Source organism: Bradyrhizobium sp. USDA 327 (genome assembly GCF_041262065.1).
In the GTDB taxonomy this organism is placed as follows: domain Bacteria; phylum Pseudomonadota; class Alphaproteobacteria; order Rhizobiales; family Xanthobacteraceae; genus Bradyrhizobium; species Bradyrhizobium liaoningense.
This window is the reverse complement of record NZ_JBGCCW010000001.1, coordinates 1,810,359-1,830,631: the sequence shown is the minus strand read 5'-3', so window position 1 is coordinate 1,830,631 and position 20,273 is coordinate 1,810,359. Positions and strand designations below refer to the sequence as shown.

22 protein-coding genes are annotated in these 20,273 nt (G+C 64.2%); 12 read left to right on the top strand and 10 right to left on the bottom strand.

Annotated elements, in window-relative coordinates; translation table 11 throughout:
- Position 1: 1 nt before the first annotated feature.
- The 3 genes from ABIA42_RS08235 to ABIA42_RS08225 form a co-directional block, all read right to left on the bottom strand.
- The gene (locus tag ABIA42_RS08235; protein ID WP_271526332.1) at positions 2–1,021 is read right to left on the bottom strand and encodes a branched-chain amino acid ABC transporter permease; all 1,020 of its coding nucleotides are present in this window, start codon (positions 1,019–1,021) and stop codon (positions 2–4) included.
- Positions 1,018–1,920 (bottom strand): branched-chain amino acid ABC transporter permease, encoded by a 903-nt coding sequence (locus ABIA42_RS08230; RefSeq protein WP_061883279.1) that lies wholly within the window; start codon positions 1,918–1,920, stop codon positions 1,018–1,020. Before ABIA42_RS08230 ends, ABIA42_RS08235 begins: the two co-directional genes overlap by 4 nt.
- 87 nt (positions 1,921–2,007) lie before the next feature.
- Complete coding sequence (locus tag ABIA42_RS08225; protein WP_271526333.1) at positions 2,008–3,267, bottom strand: ABC transporter substrate-binding protein; 1,260 nt, start codon at positions 3,265–3,267, stop codon at positions 2,008–2,010.
- A 173-nt stretch (positions 3,268–3,440) separates the two neighbouring features.
- On the opposite strand from ABIA42_RS08225, the gene ABIA42_RS08220 reads away from it, so the two are divergent.
- From ABIA42_RS08220 to ABIA42_RS08210, 3 genes are read left to right on the top strand one after another with little or no spacing between them, the layout of a single operon-like run.
- Positions 3,441–4,934 (top strand): AMP-binding protein, encoded by a 1,494-nt coding sequence (locus tag ABIA42_RS08220; RefSeq protein ID WP_370114345.1) that lies wholly within the window; start codon positions 3,441–3,443, stop codon positions 4,932–4,934.
- Positions 4,931–5,572 carry a TetR/AcrR family transcriptional regulator gene (locus ABIA42_RS08215; protein ID WP_370114347.1) on the top strand — a complete coding sequence of 214 codons (642 nt, stop codon included), beginning with the start codon at positions 4,931–4,933 and terminating at the stop codon, positions 5,570–5,572. The genes ABIA42_RS08220 and ABIA42_RS08215 overlap by 4 nt, the downstream gene beginning before the upstream one ends.
- The gene (locus ABIA42_RS08210; RefSeq protein ID WP_370114349.1) at positions 5,569–7,479 is read left to right on the top strand and encodes a flavin-containing monooxygenase; all 1,911 of its coding nucleotides are present in this window, start codon (positions 5,569–5,571) and stop codon (positions 7,477–7,479) included. The genes ABIA42_RS08215 and ABIA42_RS08210 overlap by 4 nt, the downstream gene beginning before the upstream one ends.
- 74 nt (positions 7,480–7,553) lie before the next feature.
- On the opposite strand, the gene ald is transcribed toward ABIA42_RS08210, so the two are convergent.
- Positions 7,554–8,669: an alanine dehydrogenase gene (gene ald / locus ABIA42_RS08205; RefSeq protein WP_271526337.1), complete on the bottom strand. Its 1,116-nt coding sequence runs from the start codon at positions 8,667–8,669 to the stop codon at positions 7,554–7,556.
- 144 nt (positions 8,670–8,813) lie between these two features.
- Between ald and ABIA42_RS08200 the strand changes: the two genes are divergently transcribed.
- The 5 genes from ABIA42_RS08200 to ABIA42_RS08180 all read left to right on the top strand — a co-directional run bounded on the left by ABIA42_RS08200 (position 8,814) and on the right by ABIA42_RS08180 (position 12,969).
- Positions 8,814–9,293: an Lrp/AsnC family transcriptional regulator gene (locus ABIA42_RS08200; protein ID WP_028177176.1), complete on the top strand. Its 480-nt coding sequence runs from the start codon at positions 8,814–8,816 to the stop codon at positions 9,291–9,293.
- 139 nt (positions 9,294–9,432) lie between these two features.
- Entirely contained in the window at positions 9,433–9,843 is a 411-nt protein-coding gene (locus ABIA42_RS08195) for a (2Fe-2S)-binding protein (protein WP_370114351.1), read from the top strand.
- Entirely contained in the window at positions 9,773–9,922 is a 150-nt protein-coding gene (locus ABIA42_RS08190; protein ID WP_370143825.1) for a hypothetical protein, read from the top strand. The genes ABIA42_RS08195 and ABIA42_RS08190 overlap by 71 nt, the downstream gene beginning before the upstream one ends.
- A gap of 108 nt (positions 9,923–10,030) precedes the next feature.
- Positions 10,031–12,388: an Orn/Lys/Arg decarboxylase N-terminal domain-containing protein gene (locus ABIA42_RS08185; protein WP_271526339.1), complete on the top strand. Its 2,358-nt coding sequence runs from the start codon at positions 10,031–10,033 to the stop codon at positions 12,386–12,388.
- A 5-nt stretch (positions 12,389–12,393) separates the two neighbouring features.
- Entirely contained in the window at positions 12,394–12,969 is a 576-nt protein-coding gene (locus tag ABIA42_RS08180; RefSeq protein ID WP_370114353.1) for an N-acetyltransferase family protein, read from the top strand.
- Positions 12,970–12,972: 3 nt separating this feature from the next.
- On the opposite strand, the gene ABIA42_RS08175 is transcribed toward ABIA42_RS08180, so the two are convergent.
- Positions 12,973–13,185: a hypothetical protein gene (locus ABIA42_RS08175; RefSeq protein WP_271526341.1), complete on the bottom strand. Its 213-nt coding sequence runs from the start codon at positions 13,183–13,185 to the stop codon at positions 12,973–12,975.
- A 155-nt stretch (positions 13,186–13,340) separates the two neighbouring features.
- Between ABIA42_RS08175 and ABIA42_RS08170 the strand changes: the two genes are divergently transcribed.
- The gene (locus ABIA42_RS08170) at positions 13,341–14,282 is read left to right on the top strand and encodes an ornithine cyclodeaminase family protein (protein WP_370143750.1); all 942 of its coding nucleotides are present in this window, start codon (positions 13,341–13,343) and stop codon (positions 14,280–14,282) included.
- Positions 14,283–14,353: 71 nt separating this feature from the next.
- Here ABIA42_RS08170 and ABIA42_RS08165 read toward each other — a convergent pair whose 3' ends face one another.
- Positions 14,354–14,803, bottom strand: a complete 450-nt coding sequence (locus tag ABIA42_RS08165) for a flagellar basal body rod protein FlgC (protein ID WP_370114357.1) — start codon at positions 14,801–14,803, stop codon at positions 14,354–14,356.
- Between the two features lie 123 nt (positions 14,804–14,926).
- A complete protein-coding gene (locus ABIA42_RS08160; RefSeq protein ID WP_370114359.1) occupies positions 14,927–15,976 on the bottom strand; it encodes a hydroxyacid dehydrogenase in 1,050 nt (349 codons plus the stop codon).
- A gap of 243 nt (positions 15,977–16,219) precedes the next feature.
- Here ABIA42_RS08160 and ABIA42_RS08155 point away from each other — a divergent pair, with 243 nt between their 5' ends.
- The 3 genes from ABIA42_RS08155 to ABIA42_RS08145 all read left to right on the top strand — a co-directional run bounded on the left by ABIA42_RS08155 (position 16,220) and on the right by ABIA42_RS08145 (position 17,845).
- Positions 16,220–16,786, top strand: a complete 567-nt coding sequence (locus ABIA42_RS08155; protein WP_370114361.1) for a decarboxylase — start codon at positions 16,220–16,222, stop codon at positions 16,784–16,786.
- Positions 16,787–16,794: 8 nt separating this feature from the next.
- On the top strand, positions 16,795–17,391 hold the full coding sequence (locus ABIA42_RS08150) for a thiamine pyrophosphate-dependent enzyme (RefSeq protein ID WP_370114363.1): 597 nt from the start codon (positions 16,795–16,797) through the stop codon (positions 17,389–17,391).
- Positions 17,392–17,467: 76 nt separating this feature from the next.
- Positions 17,468–17,845 (top strand): VanZ family protein, encoded by a 378-nt coding sequence (locus tag ABIA42_RS08145; protein WP_370114365.1) that lies wholly within the window; start codon positions 17,468–17,470, stop codon positions 17,843–17,845.
- A 42-nt stretch (positions 17,846–17,887) separates the two neighbouring features.
- On the opposite strand, the gene ABIA42_RS08140 is transcribed toward ABIA42_RS08145, so the two are convergent.
- The 3 genes from ABIA42_RS08140 to hyi all read right to left on the bottom strand — a co-directional run bounded on the left by ABIA42_RS08140 (position 17,888) and on the right by hyi (position 20,268).
- Positions 17,888–18,271: a DUF1236 domain-containing protein gene (locus tag ABIA42_RS08140; protein WP_028177189.1), complete on the bottom strand. Its 384-nt coding sequence runs from the start codon at positions 18,269–18,271 to the stop codon at positions 17,888–17,890.
- A gap of 114 nt (positions 18,272–18,385) precedes the next feature.
- On the bottom strand, positions 18,386–19,273 hold the full coding sequence (locus ABIA42_RS08135) for a 2-hydroxy-3-oxopropionate reductase (RefSeq protein ID WP_370114367.1): 888 nt from the start codon (positions 19,271–19,273) through the stop codon (positions 18,386–18,388).
- Between the two features lie 209 nt (positions 19,274–19,482).
- A complete protein-coding gene (hyi, locus tag ABIA42_RS08130) occupies positions 19,483–20,268 on the bottom strand; it encodes a hydroxypyruvate isomerase (protein ID WP_370114369.1) in 786 nt (261 codons plus the stop codon).
- Between the last annotated feature and the right edge of the window lie 5 nt (positions 20,269–20,273).

Genomic DNA, 20,273 nt, shown 5'->3' with positions numbered 1-20,273 from the left:
GTTAGCGCCCCTTGCCTGCATCGCGCCGGTGCGAAAACCATTCGGCGACGAAATCCAGGAGGCCCTTGCGCAAACCGAGCGCGAAAAACAGGATGACGACCCCAAGCACGATGCCGTGGTATTCGGTGAACCGCGTGACGGTATCGTTGAGCAGCAGAAACAGCACGGTGCCGACCATCGGACCAAGAAAGGTGGAGACGCCGCCGAGCATGTTGATGAAGATGCCCTCCCCCGAGATCGTCCAATAGGCAAATTCCGGATAGGCGCCGGACACGAACAACGCCATCACCATGCCACCCATCGAGGCGAACAGCGCAGCCAGCACGAACACCGTGAGCTTGGCGCGCCAGACGTCGATGCCGAGAAAGCTCGCGCGCGTGGCATTGTCGCGGATCATGCGCAAGGTGTAGCCGAAGGGCGATTGTGCGATCTGGCGCATCGCAAGCAGGCCGAGGATGAGCAGCGCGCAGCTCGTGACATAGAGATGGACATGATTGGACAGATCGATGCCGAGAAAGATGGGCCGCGGGATGCCGCCGCGCAGGCCCTGATCGCCGCCAGTGAACGAGGCCCAGGACAGGATGGTCGAGTGGATCAGCATCTGGAAGGCGAGCGTGACGAAGGCGAAATAGATCTCCTTCAGCCGCACGCAGATCGCACCGATGACCGCCGCGAAGACCGCCGTGACGGCCAGCGTCGCGACGAAAGCCACCGGAATCGGCACGCCGAGCTTCTGCATGATCAGGCCGAAGCTGTAGGCACCAAGGCCAAAGAACATGCCGTGCCCGAACGAGGTCAGACCGGTATAGCCGACCAGGAGGTTAAGCGAGGTCGCGAACAGACCATAGGCCGAGCAGCGGATGACGAAATCGAGCAGCGCCTTGCTGCCGGTGAACAATGGCAGGCTCGCCAGCACGGCAAAAGCGATTAGCGCGATCAGCACGTCGCGGTAGCGTTGCAGCACGGCACCGCTGCGCACCGGCACCAGGGTTTGCGCGCGTCCGGCCTCCAGCTCGGTCATGCCGCCTCCTTGCCGAACAGGCCGGTGGGCTTTGAGACCAGCACGATCACCATGAACAGATACATCAGGCCTTCCGTGAACAGGGGAAACCCGAGCGAGCCGAAGGAACGGATCAGGCCGAGCAGGAGCGCGCCGATCAGCGCGCCCAGGATCGAGCCCATGCCGCCGATCACCGTGACGATGAAAGACTCGATCAACACCGAGAAGCCCATGCCGGGAGTCAGCGAGCGCACCGGCGCTGCGAGCGCCCCGGCAAGGCCCGCCAGCATGCCGCCAAGCGCAAACACGCCGCCATAGATCAGGCCGGTGTTGATGCCGAGCGCGGACACCATGCCGGGGTTATGTGCGGCTGCGCGGATCACCTTGCCGATGCGGCTGCGCGACAGGCCGATGCCGAGCACGATGGCGGCGAGAAGCGCGACACCGATCAGCAGCAGATAGTAAGGCGGCACCACGCCGCCGGCGATGAACAGCGGCATCACCTGGAAGGCCGCCGGCATGCCCATCGCCTTGAACTCGGGCCCCCAGATGATGCGCACGACGTCGTCGAAGATCAGCACGAAGGCGTAGCAGACGAGGAGCTGCATCAAGACGTCGGCGCCATAGACGCGGCTCATGAAGACACGCTCGAAGATCAGGCCGAGAACCGCGGTGCCGGCCGCGCCTGCAAGCATCGCCAGCGCAAAACTGCCGGTGAGCTGATAGGCCGTCATCGCGAAATAGGCGCCGAACATGTAGAAGGCGCCGTGGCTGAAGTTGACCACCTTGAGCACGCCGAAGATCAGCGTCAGCCCGACGGCGACGAGGAACAGCAGCATGCCGATGATGAGGCCGCTGGTGGTTTGCGTCACCAGGCACGCGGAACTGGAGAGACAGCCGGCAAGCGCATCGAGATCCACGGGAGCACTTTCATTGCGACGCGCCTGACGCGGCGCGGAAAACGAAACGACGGCGGAGACGGTCGCCCGTCCCCGCCGCTTGCGCGATCAGGTATAGCCCTTGCTCTTCTTCCACTCGGCTTCCAGCTCGAAGATGGTCTTCCAGTCCCCAGCCTTGACTTCGGGCACGTAGGGCTCCTGTGGGATCGTCGTGCCCCAGCCGATGGCGTAGCCGACGAGGGTGTGATCGTCGCCGCGCATGGTCACGGTGCCGTCGGCACCGAACGGGCACTTGATCGTGAGGCCCTTCAACACCTCTGCGATCTTCTTGCCGTCGGCCGAGTTCGCCTTCTTCGCAGCTTCCGCCATCAGCATGATTGCGGTGGCATTCTCCCACGACCAGTTGGTCGGATATTCATTGAACTTTGCCTTGTAGGCATCGCCCCAGGCAGCATTCTCCGGCGTGGTCGGGAAGGTCTTGATGTAACGGTTGCCGGAGTGGATGCCCTTGGGCAGGTTCTTCACCACGGTGAGCGCAGTGTAGTCAGCCATATTGACCGCGAACACTTCCATCTGGCCGAACATCGCGTAGATGTTGGCCTGGTCGATATAGGAGGTGAGATCGCCGCCCCACAGGCAGGAATAGAGCGCCTGGGGTTTGGCTTGCAGGATCTTCGTCACCACCTCGGTGTAGTCAGGCTGGAACAGCTTCGGCCAGGACTCGCTGATGATCTCGACCTCGGGCGCGAAGCGCTTCAGGTACAGCGTGAACTCCGCCGTGGTGTCGCGGCCATAGGCATAATCCGGCGAGCAGGTCGCCCATTTCTTCAAGCCCTTCGCCTTGGCGATCGCCGCGGCATAGCTGCCGCCGACGATGGAATCGTGCACGCCCTGCCGCGCGGTACGGAACGCGTTGGGAATGTGCTGCTTGGGATCGGCGGTCAGAGCCGAGGTCTCCGAATTGGTGTGAATGCAGAAGACGCCGAGATCGCGCGCGACCTCGTGCACCGCGAAGGCGCCGGAGGAGGCTTCGGCATCGATCATGAGCTCGCAGCCATCGGTGTTGACGAGCTCGCGCGCGACGCGGGCGGCTTCCTGCGGCTGGCCCTTGGAGTCGCGGATCACCATCTCGATCTGCCGGCCGGCGAGCCCGCCGGCGGCGTTGACCTTTTCGACCTCGAGCATCACCGCATTGCGCGACGACGTGCCGAGCTGCGCGACGCGGCCCGACAGGATCGTCGGCATTCCGATCTTGATGGTCTTGGCTTGCGCACGCGCCACCCAGGGCGCGGCAACACTCATCGCACCGGCACCCATCAGCGCCAGTGTTGAACGGCGGCTGATGCCCGGCGTGCGGGTCCTCGTCATTTTCCCCTCCCTCTTTCGGGTCGGCGTTTCCTGATCCCTGTCGGAGATCGTCTCGTCTCCGTGTCTCGAAGGATTTCAGAGGTAGGGGGGTGACGTCAAGCCAAAGATGAATTACGAGTCAGAATTCATCAGGGAAGGAAACGAGGCCAGGAATTGGCCTAAAACCAGCGCAAATGATCAATCTGTCGAGCTTCATCGCCTTTCATGCCCGACGCACGCCGGAGCGGCCCGCGCTGAAATATCGCGGCGAGGAGATCTCCTACGCGGCCCTTGATGCACGCGTCCGCAAGGCCGCGGGCTGGCTGTCGGCACAGGGCATTAGCCCCGGCGATGTCGTCGCCGTATTGATGAAGAACAGCGCGGCACTCCTGGAGCTGGTATTTGCCACCAGTCATCTCGGCGCAGTCTTCTTGCCGATCAACTTCCGCCTCTCGCGCGATGAGGTCGGCTACATCGTCAGCAATGCCGGGGCGCGCCTGCTGATCGTCGATGAAGAGTTGGCAGCGAATGCCGCGGGCGCGAAGACTGTCGTGCTCGATGAAGCCGCGCAGCACAGCATCATGCGTCTCGCGAGCAGCGCTGCACCCGCGCCGATGCATCCGCTCCAGCCATCGGACCTGATGCGGCTGATGTACACCTCGGGCACCACCGATCGTCCCAAGGGCGTGATGCTCTCTTACGATAATTTCTACTGGAAGTCCGCCGACCAGACGATTGCGCTCGGCCTCAGTGCCGAGACGCGGCTTCTCGTCGTCGGCCCGCTCTATCACGTCGGTGCACTCGACCTGCCGGGCATCGCCGTGCTCTGGCATGGCGGCTTCATCCGCATCGAACGCAATTTCGAACCGGAGACGGCGCTTGCGGCGATCGCCGAGGACAGGCTCAACGCCGCCTGGTTCGCGCCGGTCATGACCACGGCGATGCTCACCTGCCCGACGCGCGATCGCTACGACGTTTCCAGCCTGACATGGGCGATCGGCGGCGGCGAGAAGACGCCGGAATTGCGCATCCGCGCCTTCTCCGAGTACTTCCGCAACGCGCGCTATATCGACGCCTATGGCCTCACCGAGACCGTCGGCGGCGACACCTTCATGGAAGCCGGCCGCGAGATCGAGAAGATCGGCTCCACCGGCCGCGCCATTGCCCATGTCGAGATCGAGATCCGCGATGAGGACGGCAAGGTCCTGCCACCGAACGTCAATGGCGAGATCTGCCTGCGGGGGCCGAAGATCACGCGCGGCTATTGGAAGGATCCGGAGAAGACGGCTTCGGCCTTCTTCGGCGACTGGTTCCGCAGCGGCGACGTCGGCTATCTCGACGACGAGGGCTTTCTGTACCTGACCGACCGCAAGAAGGACATGATCATCTCCGGCGGCGAGAACATCGCCTCCTCCGAGGTCGAACGCGTCATCTACGATCTGCCCGAGGTGCGCGAGGTCGCCGTGATCGGCCTGCGCGATGCGCGCTGGGGCGAACGGCCGGTCGCCATCGTCGTGCTCGCCGAAGGCGCACACCTCGAGTTGCCTGACCTCATCGAGCACTGCCGAGCGCGGCTGGCGAGCTTCAAGGTGCCGAAACAGCTCGTCGTCCGCGACAGCCTGCCGCGCAATCCAAGTGGAAAGATCCTCAAGCGCGTGCTGCGCGCCGAGCTGGAGACGTCTGAATGACGCAAGTGAACGCCAAGGTGACGAAGCTCAACCGCGTCGAGCGCAACGCCTGGACCAAGCAGAAGATCTTCGAGGCCGCCACCAAGGTCGTGGGCAGATACGGCTATGCCGAAGCCTCGGTCGCCCGCATCACCGAACAGGCCGGCGTCGCGCAGGGCACCTTCTACAATCATTTCGAGAACCGCCAGGAATTGCTCGACCAGCTCCTGCCCAAGATCGGCCTCGACATGGTCGAATTCATCCGCGCTCGCACCGGCACGGCGGATGCGGCACGGCAGGAGATCGCGCGGTTCTCCGCCTTCTTCGACTTCATCCGCGAGGTGCCGGAATTTCTGCGCATCCTCAACGAGGCCGAGTTCTTCGCACCGATCGGGTACCAGAAGCATCTCGACAATATTTCGGTCGCCTATGTCCGCATCCTGCGCCGGGCTCGTCTTGCAGGCGCGATCGAGGATTACAGCGATGAGGAATTCGAGGCGATCGTCCACATGCTGATGGGTGCGCGCGGCTATCTCAGCCGCCGCTATTCCTATTCGGAAAGCGGCGTCACCGCCGTGCCCGATCACGTCATCTCCGCCTATCGCAAGCTGATGACGCGCGGCCTCTTCACTGCCTTCGGAGATCAGGACACGCCATGAACATCGAATCTCCGCACAAGCCGCTCGACTTCGCATCCGCCATCGCCGAGGGCGATATCCGTTGCCTGCTGATGGTGCTGGTGCACATGACCGGCGACGAGAAGTGGCTGGAACCGCCATACCTGCCCAAGCGGGATATCCGCCTCATTCCCGATCCCGAGGCCGGCGTGGCTCGGGAGGTCCAGGACGAGATCCGCGCCGCCGTGGTCAAGCTCTTCGCCGACGGCACGCCAAAGCCCGTCATCACCGACCCCGGCGAGGAATTGCTGCTGAGGATGATGCGCGCCTGCCTCGGCGAGAACGTCGCGCCGGAATATGCGCCCTTGATGCGCGAAGAGATGGGCTTTGTGGCGCGCGAGGCACGCTGGACGGCGCGCCCTTCCGACGAGAAGCTTGCGGACCAGCACGTGCTGATCGTCGGCGCCGGCGTCTGTGCCATCGCACTCGGCGTGGCGCTCGGCCATCTCGGCATCCCCTACACCATCGTCGAGAAAAACGAAGAACTCGGCGGCACCTGGTGGATCAACCGCTATCCCGGCTGCGGCGTCGATACGCCCAACCACTCCTATTCGTATTCGTTCGGATCGCGCAATGCCTGGACGCGCTACTTCTGCCAGCGCGAGGAGCTGCTCGGCTATTTGCTGAAGGTCGCCGACGAATACGGCATCCGCAAGCATCTGCGCGTCAACACCGAGCTGATCTCGTCGCGCTGGGACGAAGGCAGGCGACGCTGGATCTCCACGCTGAAAACGAAGAATGGCGACGAGACCTTCGAATCGACAGCGCTTGTCTCGGCCATCGGCCAGCTCAACGATCCCTCACGCGCCCGCTTCGAAGGCGAGGACAGCTTCAAGGGAACGATCCTGCATTCAGCATTGTGGTCCGATGACATCAACGTCGAGGGCAAGCACGTCGCCGTCATCGGCACCGGCGCCACCGCGATGCAGCTCGTGCCCGCGATCGCCGGCCGCGCTGCCTCGGTCACGGTCTACCAGCGTAACGCGCAATGGGCACGCCCGGTGAAGGGCTATGCCCACCCGATCAGCGAGGGCGCGCGCTGGCTGCTGGCGCATCTGCCGTTCTATGTGCAGTGGTACCGCTTCAACATGTTCTGGCGCTACGGCGATGGCCTCCTGCCCTTCCTGCGCAAGGACCCGGCCTGGCCGCATCCCGAGCGCGCCGTGAACAAGGGCAATGACCGGCACCGCCAGGAGCTGACGGACTTCATCCTGTCGGAACTGCAGGGACGCCCCGACCTGATCGAGAAATGCGTGCCGACCTATCCGCCCTATGGCAAGCGCATCCTGCTCGACAACAACTGGTTCAAGACTTTGAGGCGAGACAACGTCGAGCTCGTCACCGAGGCGATCGGCCGTTTTGACGAAAGCGGCATCGTCACCGCCGACGGCAGGCAGCGCCCGGCCGACATCATCGTCGTCGCCACCGGCTTCAAGGTGACGGAGATGGCTGCGCGCCTCAATATCAGCGGACGCGGTGGCACGAATCTGCGCGAGGCCTGGACGAACGACAATCCGACCGCGTTCCTCGGCCTCACCGTGCCGGGCTTTCCAAACTTCTTCTGCATGCTCGGTCCCAATTCAGGGCCGGCCCATGGCGGCAGCGTCATATTCCAGTCGGAATGCCAGAGCCGCTACATCTCGGCATGTCTCCTCGACATGATCGAACGGGACATCGCCGCGATCGATGTCCGTCAGGACGTGCTCGACGAGTACGTCCGCAAGGTCGATGCCGAGCACGAGGCGATGATCTGGACCCATCCGGGCATGAGCACCTACTACCGCAACAGCAGTGGCCGCGTGTTCTCGGCGATGCCGTGGCGTTTCGTCGATTATTGGCGCATGACGCATGACCCCGATTTGGGGCAGTACAAGCTGACGAAGGCGTGAAGCAATCTGTCAGCACTGACTGTGGCCGACGCTCAGGTTGCGCTCGACCCACATCGTCATTGCGAGGGCGGCCTTTACGCCGCCAGCTCGCTCCCAACGGGGGCGAATTCCATCCCGAGGCTCTCTGCCACCGCCTTGTTCGTAATCCGGCCGCGATGCACGTTCAGGCCGTTGCGCAAATGCGGGTTCTCAAGCACCGCCGCAAACCCCTTGTTTGCGAGCATCAGTCCGAACGGCAGCGTCGCATTGTTCAGCGCCTGACTCGAGGTCACCGGCACTGCGCCCGGCATGTTCGCAACGCAATAATGCACGACTCCGTCGACCTCGTAGGTCGGCTCGGCGTGCGTGGTCGGATGAGAGGTCTCGAAGCAACCGCCCTGGTCGATCGCAACGTCGACCAGCACCGCCCCCGGCCGCATCGATTTCAGCATGGCGCGCGTGACAAGCTTCGGCGCACTGGCGCCCGGCACCAGCACTGCACCGATCACGACGTCGGCGGCGAATACCTCGTCCTCGACCGACTCGATGGTCGAGAAACGCGTGCGCACGCGTCCGGCAAAGAGATCGTCCAGTTCGCGCAAGCGCGGAATCGAGCGGTCGATCACGGTGACTTCGGCACCGAGGCCGGCGGCCATGCGCGCAGCCTGCGTTCCGACCACGCCGCCGCCGAGCACGACGACGCGCGCCGGCTGCACGCCCGGCACGCCGCCCAGGAGCAAGCCGCGGCCGCCGGCCGAGCGCTTGAGCGCGGCGCCGGCGGCCTCGATGGCGAGGCGGCCGGCGACTTCGCTCATCGGGGCGAGCAGCGGGAGGTGACCGCTCGCATCGGTGACGGTCTCATAGGCGATCGCGGTGCAGCCGGAGTCGATCAGGCCCTTGGCCTGCTCCGGATCCGGCGCAAGATGAAGATAAGTAAACAGGATCTGGCTCTCGCGGAGCTGGACCCATTCGCTCTTTTGCGGCTCCTTGACCTTCACGATCATCTCGGACCTGGCAAAGATCTCGCGGGCGGTCTCGGCAATGGACGCCCCTGCCCGCCGATACGTCTCATCGGGCGCGCCGATGCCACTGCCGGCGCCGGTCTCGACCGTCACCTGGTGCCCGGCGGCGACATACTCGCGGACGGCGCCCGGGGTGAGCCCGACGCGATATTCCTGCACCTTGATTTCCTTGGGCACACCGACACGCATCCCGGGCTCCCTTGCCAACGCACTGATTCCACTCATTCATCGTAGCGACGGCGCCCGTTTGGTTTCGTGCAAATATCCGCTAGGTTCGGCACGCGCGCGCCGGTTTCCGGCGCAAAAGTGCCCTTTAACGCTGGAAACGAAACCTTGGCCCTCGACCGGAAAGACCTCGCGATCCTCGCGGAACTCACGACCAATGCGCGGGCCAGCCACACCGAGCTTGCCAACAAGATCGGCCTGTCGAGCACGGCGCTGGCGCGGCGGCAGAAGGCGCTGGAGGACGACGGCTACATCCAGGGCTACCAGGCCACGCTCGACCTCGCCCAGTTCGGCCTCACCACCACCGTGCTGGTTCGCATCGCGCTGGAGAGCCAGAGCGACGATGCGCTGAAGGCATTCGAGGCGGAGGTGGTGAAATGCCCCTCCGTCGTGCGCTGCTTCCTGATGTCGGGCACCGACGACTACATCCTGATCGTGCTCGCGCGCGACATCCAGGACTTCGAGCGGATCCACCGCACCGAGCTGTCCCGCCTGCCCCGCGTCGCGCGTGTGCAATCGAGCTTCGCGCTGCGCGAGATCGTCAACCGCGCGGTACCGACCGTGGTGTTCGGGGAGACGAAGCGCTGACCTCGTTCGTCCCAACCGGAGAACCGGTCGGGAACCAAGCAGCCCGTCATCCGTTGGGCGCTATTGGCCAGCGGCGGCAATGCATCCTCGCGTCACATCCACAATCTGCCCAGCTCGGCCTTTCCGCAGGGAACAGACCATGGCCGACATCACGGATCAGATCCCCGAACGCATTCCGATCAACCTCGTCGTCAATGGCGCAAGGCGCACACCCGAGGTCGTGCCGTGGACCACGTTTCTGGATGCCCTGCGTGACCGCCTGGAGTTGACCGGCACCAAGAAGGGCTGCGATCACGGCCAATGCGGCGCCTGTACCGCGCTGATCGACGGAAGACGGGTCAACTCCTGCCTGACCCTCGCCGTCATGAAGGATGGCGCTGAGATCACGACGATTGAAGGCCTTGCCAAGGACGGCGCGTTGCATCTCCTGCAACAGGCCTTCATCGACTCGCCTGCTCGCCGCCGATCCAGGCGCGAAGCTGATTGCCGGCGGCACCAACCTGATCGACCTGATGAAAGAGAACGTCGAACGGCCCTCCCGGCTGATTGACATCTCCCGCCTGCGAACGCCGTCTATCATGCCACCGGCAAGCGCATTCGGCGCTTCCCGATCACGCTGGACAAGCTGATGGACTGAAGCCGCAGGTACTCGAACCTTCCCGCGGTTCTCGGCTCCTGTCATCCAGCTGTCATCGAATGTGCCGAGAGCTGTGTCTCCGCCACACTCGGGAGCCGACATGGACTATTTCAAGCGCTTCAATTTCCTGTTCGCCGCACCCATGTTCGATAGCGACGACCTCGAAGGCGTTCGCTTCAACCAGATCATCGAGGAGATCCAGCGCTCCGGATTCGAGGTGGTCCGGGCCCGCAAGCTGGAGGATGCCGAGATGGCGGTGCAGACCGATGCGGCGATCGGCTGCATGGTGGTGGACTGGGGCAAGAAGGGCCTCGAAGGCAAGACCTCGGCGCTGATCAATCTGATGCGCCGCCGGGGCCTCGACTTCCCCATCATCCTCCTGATCCGTCGCAAGCGGTTCGAGGATCTGCCGGTCGAGGTGCTCGATTTCATCGACGGCTATGTCTTTCTGTCCGAGGAGACGCCGCCCTTCATTGCCAAGAACCTGATCAGCCGCCTCAAGCAATATGCCGAGACGCTGAAGACCCCATTCTTCGGCGCGCTGGTCGACTATGCCGAGGAAGGCAACCAGCTCTGGACCTGTCCAGGCCACAACGGCGGCGTGTTCTACAACCGCAGCCCGATCGGACGCGTGTTCGTCGAGCATCTCGGCGAATCCGTGTTCCGTGACGACCTCGATAATTCCGTGCTCGATCTCGGCGACCTGCTCACCCATGAAGGCCCGGCGCTGAAGGCGCAGAAGGAAGCGGCCCAGATCTTCGGCGCCGAAAAGACCTATTTCGTGCTCAACGGCACCTCGACGTCGAACAAGGTCGCGCTCGGCGCGCTCGTCACCGACGGTGACCTCGTGCTGTTCGACCGCAACAACCACAAGGCCGCCCATCACGGCGCGCTGATGATCAGTGGCGGCGTCCCCATCTACGTCCCGACCGTCCGCAATGCCTGGGGCCTGATCGGCCCGATGCGCTGGGACATGCTCGACGAGAAGGCCTTGCGCGAGGCCATCCGCAACCATCCCCTGGTCGGGGACCGCGACGCCTGGCGCAAGGAGCGTCCGTTCCGCGTCGCCGTGGTCGAGCAGTGCACCTATGACGGCTCGATCCACAGCGCCGAGATGATCCTGAAGCGCATCGGCCATCTCTGCGAATACATCCTGTTCGACGAGGCCTGGGCCGGCTTCATGAAATTCCATCCGCTCTATGCCGGCCGCTTCGCCATGGGGCTGGCCAATCTTCCTCCCGAGGCCCCCGGCATCATCGCGACCCAGTCGACCCACAAGCAGCTGGCGAGCTTCTCGCAGGCCTCGCAGATCCACATCAAGGATCGTCACATCCGTGGCCAGAAGCGCCGCGTCGAGCATCGCCGCTTCAACGAAAGCTTCATGCAGCACGCATCGACGTCCCCCTTCTATCCGCTGTTCGCCTCGCTCGACGTCGGTGCGCAGATGATGAAGGGTCGCTCCGGCGAAGTGCTGTGGGACGACACGATCCGGCTCGGCATCGAGCTGCGCAAGAAGATCCGGGCGATGCGCCGGGAGTTCGAGGAGAAGGAGCAAAATCCGGAGCGGCGCTGGTTCTTCGAGCCCTTCGTTCCCGATCGGGTCGCCATTCCCGATGTCAGCCGCCCCGGCGCCGTCCACAACGTCGCCTGGGAGACGCTCTCCACCGACGAGCTCGCGACCAATCCCGCGCTGTGGCAGCTCTCTCCGGACACCAACTGGCACGGCTTTCCCGATCTCGCGGAAGGCTTTGCCATGACCGATCCGAACAAGCTGACCTTGCTCACCCCCGGATTCGATCGTGCGACCGGCGCCTATGCCGAGCACGGCATCCCCGCACCTGTCGTCGCGCAATACTTGCGCGAAAACCGCATCGTCCCCGAGAAGAACGACCTCAACTCCCTGCTCTTCCTGCTCACGCCCGGCGTCGAGGCGAGCAAGGCCGGCACGCTGATCTCCGGCCTCGTCGCGTTCAAGAGGCTGCATGACGACAATGCGCTGCTGGCCGACGCGATCCCGGAATTCCATCAGCGGCGACGGACGCGCTACGCAGGCGTGCGTCTGCGCGATCTCTGCGGCGAGATGCACCGCTTCTTCCGCGCCGCCGACGTCAGTGCGCTCCAAGCTCGGCAGTTCATGCCCGAGCACATGCCCGAGATCGCGATGTCGCCCCGCGATGCCGCGCGCTATCTGTTCCGCAACGATGTCGACTATCTGCCGATCGAGGCGATCGCCGGCCGCATCGCCACCACACCCTTCGTGGTCTATCCGCCCGGCATCGCCACCATCGTGCCCGGCGAGCGGCTGACGGAGCGGGCCAAACCCATGATCGATTATCTCAAGATGTTCGAGACCTGCTTCAACACGTTCCCCGGCTTCGACGTCGAGATCCAGGGGGTCTACAAGGAGGTCGATGCGAACGGGCGCATCGGGCTCTACACCTATGTCGTTGCCGAGTAGTGCCGATGAACGAAACAGCGGCGCGCGCGAGTGACGAGCCCGTTCTGGTCAGGCCGTCACGCGAAAGCGATGTCGAAGCGATGCTGGCGATCTATCGCCATCACGTTCGCAACGGTGTGCCGCGCGATGTCGAGGGAACCGGTGCGCCGGAGCCGGATGATTTGCGGGAGCGGCGCAAGAACCTGAAGCAGACCCGCCTGCCGCATCTGGTCGCGACCTATCGCGGCGAGGTCGTCGGCTATGCCTATGCCGTGCTGTTCCGCAAGCGTCCCGCCTATCGGTACACGGCCAAGCACTCGATCTACGTCCATCACGCGCATGTCGGCCGCGGAGTCGGACGGCTATTGCTCCAGGAATTGATCGATGCCTGTGCGGCGGCCGGCTTCCGCCAGATGATCGGCTATATCGATGCCGACAACGCGCCCTCGCTGACACTGCACGAAAAATTCGGCTTCGCGCGCGCCGGCCTGCTTTGCGGCGTTGCCTATCGCCACGGCCGCTGGTCCGACACCGTGATGGTGCAGCGATCGCTCGGCGCCGGGACGACAACACCTCCGCCCATCATGACGCCGGGCCGGTAGGCCTTACGACGGAAAGTCAGCCGGCCTCACCTGGATGCGGTCGGCATGCAGCGACCAGTGATGCAATGCCTGGTCCTTGCAGAATCTCGCTTTCGCCCGCTCTTTGGCCTCATTCTCGTCGGCGGCATCGACCTCGAGTGTACCCTGACAAACCTCGCTCTGTCGGCCGTATTCGCCGAGCACGTTCTTCATGAACCTGACGACATAAGTAGCCATGGGACCTCCTGCTGCCCTCGCAGCACTCTAATCCCATTTAGGGCGGAGCGGTGAAGGAGATTTTGACGCGGATCAAGGCGGAACGGACAATCCATTGCGGAACCTGCCGGCCGGGGATAAGGCGGAATACCGGCCGCCCCCATGAGGATCTTGCCTTGCACTTTGTCTCCGACACCGAAGTCACGAGAGTTCTGACGTTTCCGATCCTTATTACCGCGCTGGAGGAGGCCCATCGCCGGCCGAAGATGGAAGTCCTGGACGCCTTTCTCGGCGGCGAGGGGGCGCAATACGTCGTCCGCAGTGCCGTCGATCCCGGCCGCTACATGGCGAGCAAGATGTTCACCAGCTTCCCGGCCAATCTGGCGCGGGGCAGGATGCCGGCCGTGCAGGCGGTGTGCGTGCTGTTCGACGGCACCAACGGAAAGCCGCTGGCGGCGATGGACGGAACCGAGATCACGCACTGGCGTACCGCTGCCGACTCCGCGCTGGGCACGAAGCTGCTCGCCCCGCCCAGTCCCGAGACGCTGCTTTGCGCCGGTGCCGGGGAGATGTCCGAGTGGCTGATCCGGGGGCATCGTACCGTGCGACCGTCGCTCGAGCGCGTGCTGATCTGGAATCGGAGCCCGGAACGGGCCGCTGATCTCGCTCGGCGTTTGGCGAAGGACGGCGTCAAGGCCGAGACGATCACGGATCTCGACGCGGCGACGCGAGAGGCTGACGTGATCACCACCTGCACCCGCGCGCATCAACCGCTGATCAAGGGCCGAAACTTGCGGCCGGGCACGCATCTGGACCTGGTCGGCGGCTACACGCCGCAAACGCGCGAGGCTGACGACGATGCCGCCAGGTTGTCGCGCGTCTTCGTGGACCGGCGGGAATCGGCCTTCCATGGCGTCGGCGACATCCTGCAGCCGATCGCCAGCGGTGCGATCAGCGAGACCGATGTCCTCGGCGATCTCTATGATCTCGCCAGCGGCAGCGCGCAGGGACGCATCTCACCGTCCGACATCACCTTCTTCAAGAACGCGGGCGGCGGCCATCTCGACCTCATGACCTGCGAGGCCGTGTTCAAGCAGCTCGGCACCAAGTTCGGGTAGACGCCCTGCCCCTGGCATCTCGCCGGTGGAGGCGGACGAGCGAAGGAAGGCGGACAGAGCCGAATCAGCCATCACGTCGTGATGTCGAGCAGCGACTCCGTCGTTTCCGAGTAGGCCTGAATGACCTTCGCATTGGCGATGAAGCTGTACTTTGCGGCCGCCAGCTCAACGAATTCGCGGGCGATATCGACATTCGGCGCCGCGACCAGGCCGTCCTGGTTTGCGAAGGGGGCGCCCGGGTCGGATTGTGCGATATAGCTCGGCGAAACCGTCGACACGGCCGCTTTCGTACCGCCTGGCATCGAGCCACTCGATTGGTCGACCTGATCGACGCGCAACGGCACATAAGCCGCGGGATAAGTCGAGCTCGTGCTCAAGCTGGCTGCATCGGCCGACGTGTCCGATCCGCCTGATGCTGGCAGCGGCCCGGTCGTGCGGACGTTGGCGATATTGCTCGCGGCCACGTTTACGCGCAAACTTGCCGAAGAAAGTCCGGATGTCGCGATCGAAAAGATGCTCATGGACCTTCAACTACAGGACAAGTGATACGCGTTCACTTACCCGATCGATAAGATGCGGCGCTTTGGCTTTTCATCGTGGTAACCAATGATCGGAGCGCAATCCAACCTAGCGCGGCCGGCCCCTTACCCGGGCATCACACCAAAAGCCTGCTTGAAGCGCTCCGCATAGCGCGGCCAGACTTCGGGATTGATCATGCGCGGCGGGCGCTTGCCGTCGAGCACATCCAGCACCTGCTCGGCGGCGATGCGGCCCATGTTCTGGCGCGCCTCGGTGGTGACCCCTGCCGTGTGCGGGCTCGCCAGCACGTTGTCGAACTGGAGCAGCGGATGCTCCGGCGGCGGCGGCTCCTTGGACCAGACGTCGAGGCCGGCACCCGCAATGCGCTTGTCGCGTAGCGCCTGAAGCAACGCGTCCTCATCGTGGATGAAACCGCGCGCCGTGGTGATGAAATAGGCATGCGGCTGCATCAGCGCGAATTCACGCACGCTGATCATGTTCCGGCTGCCCTTGTTCAGCGGGCACGAGATCGAGACGAAATCGGCGCGGCGCAGGAGCTCGTCGAGCTCGACCTTCTCCCCGCCCCGCTCCGCCATCACCTCGGTCGACAAATACGGGTCGTAGGCCAGCACCGTCATGCCGAGCAGGCCCTTGCACAGGGCGGCGATGCGCCGGCCGACATTGCCGAGGCCGACGATGCCGACGGTCTTGCCCTCGACCTCGTTGCCGACGAGTTCGTTGCGGTTGACGTCGCGCTCGCGGCGCAGGCGGCGATCCGACTGGATGATGCGCTTGGACAACGTCAACATCATCGCCAGCGCATGCTCGGCAACCGAATGGGCGTTGCCGCCGGACTGGTTGACGACCAGCACCCCCGCGTCCGTGCAAGCCTCGACGTCAACAGGGTCGAAGCCCGCTCCATTGCTGGAGACCAGCAGCAATTTCGGCGTCCGCTTCAGAAAGGCGGCATCGACGTGGAAATGCGGCGCCAGTTCGTCGCGCGCCGCGCCGATCTGGTAGACATGGGCCGCACGCAGGATCGGCGCATAGAAATCTTCAGGGCTCTCGTTCTCGATTCGATCGAGCCGGACGTCGGGCCGCGCCTTCAGAATGTCGATGTAGATCGGATTGGCGAGGTACTTGACGTAGAAGACGCGCTTGTTGTTGACGGACATCAGGACCCTTCCGGCTCGCTCGCGAGGGAGCTCAGCAAGGTCGGCGCGACGCCCTCCTCCGGTGCTTCCTCCCGTTTCTTCATTGCCGCACTTATGACATGGCGGAGCCGGCCACGGCAGGCCTTCTGGCGCAGATCACGGTGCCGGCCCGGACATGTTGACAATCCCATTGCCTGCGTCAAGTTCGGCGGACCGCCGCGACCGCCAGAACCAAGGAGCATGCGCGGCTGAAGGGAGAACGCAATGGCGATTGCGGAACAACAGACCTCGCCCCAGGCGGCTCAAGGCTCCGGCGAAGGAAGCTGGCACGGCATCGTCCTGCAAACGTTGAAGCGGAACGAGATCAGCCTCATCCCCTACGTGCCCGACCGCGTGCTGACGCCGCTGATCAAGAACCTGCACGCCGATCCCTTCTTCACCACCTTTGCCACCGCCCGCGAGGAGGAGGCGGTCGGCATCGTCTCCGGCGCCTGGATGGGCGGACGGCGCGGCGCGGTGCTGATGCAGACCTCCGGCTTTGCCACGCTGGCCAACGTGCTGGCCTCGCTCGCGGTGCCCTACCAGATTCCGCTGATCATGTTCGTGTCCGAGCGCGGCACGCTCGGCGAGTTCAACTACGGCCAGTCGCTGGTCTGCCGGACCATGCGCCCGGTGCTCGATTCGCTGGCGCTGGAGCACCACACCATCACCCGGCTCGACGAGCTCAAATTCATCACGGACCGCTCGATCAGGCAGGCCGTCACCACGCAGGCGCCGGTGGCATTGATCCTCAACCCGCTGCTCACGGGCGGCAAGGTCTTCGACAAGTGAGGCCGGTCATGAACACGCGCAACACCAAGGTGATGAACCGCTTCGACGTCACCTCGCGCCTCATCGCGAAGCTCAAGCATGAGGAAGCCGTGATCGGCGGCATCGGCAACACCAATTTCGATCTGTGGGCGGCGGGCCACCGCCCGCAGAATTTCTACATGCTGGGCAGCATGGGGCTCGCATTTCCGATCGCGCTCGGCGTGGCGCTGGCGCAGCCCGGCCGCCGCGTCTTCGCACTCGAAGGCGACGGCTCGCTGCTGATGCAGCTCGGCGCGCTGTCGACCATTGCAGCCCTGAAGCCGAAAAACCTGACGATGATCGTGATGGACAACGGCGTCTATCAAATCACCGGCGCGCAGCCGACACCGGCAGCGAACGTCGCCGACATCGTCGCCATCGCCATCGGCTCGGGCCTTGCCAACAGCGCCTGGGCCGCGGATGAGGAGGATTTCGAGCGGCTGGTCGACGATGCGATGGCAGCCACCGAGCCGGGCCTGATCGCGGTCCGGATCGACGACAAACCGGGCGTGGGCACCACCCGCCGCGACCCCGTGCAGATCCGGGAACGCTTCATGCACGGCCTCGGCGTACGCGAGCCACTTTAACATTTTGTCATTAACTACACGGCGATCTGATACCGACCTCGCGACAACCCCGCCAGATCCGTGCTAAGCGGTCGGAATGTCCTTTTTCATGCGTACCATTGCCTGGCTGCTCGCGGCCGCCGTCACTTTCGCCACTCTCGGTCCCCCCGGCCTGAGGCCCCATTCCGATCTCGGCCAGGACGGCGAACATGCGCTCGCCTTCATTCTGGTGGGACTGGCGTTCGGCCTCGCCTATGGGCGACGACGTCTGCTGGTCGCAGCAGCCGCGGTCGTGCTGATTGGCGTGCTCGAGCTGATGCAATTTTGGGCACCCGGCCGCCATGCACGGCTGGAGGATTTTCTGGTCGACGCCGCCACCGCCTGCCTCGGCTTTGCGCTCGCGGCCGCGACCGATTGGCTGCTCACGCGCTTTCGCACCAGCACTGCCCTGACAAGCGAAGGCCCCGCGGAGTGACACTCCGCAGGGCCTGTCTGTCAGCGCCTGGATTGCCGCCGATCAATCGATGATCTTGACGACGCGTCGGGTACGCGGCTCGACGATCACGCGGCGATCGTTCACGACCGCGTAGCGATACTCGGTGTAGTTCGGCACGGGGCGGAGCACAACGGTGGGCGGCAGCGGCTCGCCGACGACAACGCGCTCCTCCACGACGACCGAATCGCTTCGCGGGATTCCGCCCAGCACGGCATTCGGAATTTCGAGACCGGCGCCGACGGCCGCGCCAACGGTGCCGCCGACCATCGCGCCGATCGGGCCGCCGATGTCGCCACCCGCGCGCGCGCCGTCCGCGGCGCCCTGGGCGGTCGTTGACTGGGCGAAGGCTGCGCTCGACGCCAGAAGCGAGGCGGCAGCGAACGTAATCGCAAGACGGGTTTTCATATGCTTATCTCTCCAGTGATTGTCCTGCGCCTTCAACCGCGGGGCGGAGGCATTGTTCCGGTTCCCTACGGCCAAAGAAGCGCCAGACTCTGGAGACTGTTACGCCGTAACACATCAGGCTGCGGCGATCTCGTGCCCCGCCATCAGTTCCAGCGCCCGCACCATCGCCGAATGATCCCACGCCTTGCCGCCATGCGCCGCGCAGGACGAGAACAATTGCTGCGCCACAGCCGTGCTCGGCAGCGACAAGCCGAGTGAGCGAGCGCCTTCGAGCGCGAGGTTGAGATCCTTCTGGTGCAGCTCGATGCGGAATCCCGGATCGAAATTGCGCTTCACCATGCGCTCGCCATGCACTTCGAGGATCCGCGACGAGGCGAAGCCGCCCATCAGCGCCTTGCGCACCAGCGCTGGGTTCGCGCCGGCCTTGGATGCGAACAGAAGCGCTTCGCTCACGGCCTCGATCGTCAGCGCGACGATGATCTGGTTGGCGACCTTCGTCGTCTGGCCGTCGCCATTGGCCCCGACATGCGTGACATTCTTGCCCATCCTGTCGAAGATCGGCTTCATGGTGCCAAAAGCCCGCTCCGGCCCGCCGACCATGATGGTGAGGCTCGCAGCTTTCGCTCCGACCTCCCCGCCCGACACCGGCGCGTCGAGATAGTCCGCCCCGAGCGCCTCGATCCCCTTCGCGAACTCCTTCGTCGCCAGCGGCGAGATCGAGCTCATGTCGACCACGATCTTGCCCTTGGAAATGCCGCTCGCGACCCCATCCTTGCCGAACAGCACGGCTTCGACATGCGGCGTATCCGGCACCATGATGATGACCGCATCCGCCTCCTCCGCCACCTGCTTGCCGGAGTTGCAGGGAATGCCGCCGGCCGCAATCAGCTCCGGCGCCACGGGCCCAACGTCATGCAGGAAAACACGATGGCCCGCGGCCAGGAGATGGCCGGCCATCGGCCGTCCCATGGTCCCAAGTCCGATAAAACCGATGTCGATCATGTCTTCGTTTCCTCTCGATCTTGCCAAAGTCGATCCGCGGGCTCGGTGCACCTCTCCCGCGTGCGGGAGAGGTCGGCGCAGAGCGCCGGGTGAGGGCTCTATCTGCCCGGGGATCTTCACCGTATCTCGCGTGCCCCATCGCCGCGACACCCTCTCCCCAGCCCTCTCCCGCAAGCGGGAGAGGGAGCGCACCGTCACCGCGATATCCTCTACGTCTCGAATGTCTGCGCCGCGTGCCAGGACAGGCCCTCGAGCGTCGTGGTGCGGGGCTTGTATTCGCAGCCGATCCAGCCGCGATAGCCGATCGCGTCGAGATGGCGGAACAGGAAAGGATAGTTGATCTCGCCGGTGCCGGGCTCGTGGCGGCCGGGATTGTCGGCGAGCTGGATGTGGGCGATCTCAGGCAGATATTCCTGCATGGTGCGAGCGAGGTCGCCTTCCATGATCTGCATGTGATAGATGTCGTACTGGATGAAGAGGTTATTCGACCGCACTTCCGAGATCAGCTGCACCGCCTGTTCGGTCCCGTTGAGATAGAAGCCGGGAATGTCGAGCGTGTTGATCGGCTCGACCAACAGCTTGATGTTCTCCCGCGCCAGCGTCGAGGCGGCAAAGCGCAAATTTCCGACCAGAGTCTCGTTCAGCTGGCCCGGGTCCGCATCGACAGGCGCGATGCCGACGAGGCAGTTGAGCTGCTCGCAATCGAGCGCCTTGGCGTAGTCGATGGCGCGGAATACGCCGTCGCGGAATTCACTGACGCGATTGGGCAGGATGGCAATGCCCCGCTCGCCCGCCGCCCAATTGCCGGCCGGCAGATTGTGCAGCACCTGCGTCAGCCCGTGGGCCTCCAACTGTTCGCGCAGCTGCGCCTTGTCGAAATCATAGGGAAAGAGATATTCGACGCCGGCGAAACCCGCCGCCTTCGCAGCGGCAAAGCGGTCGAGGAACGGCATCTCGTTGAAGAGCATGGTGAGGTTGGCGGCAAACTTCGGCATGATGC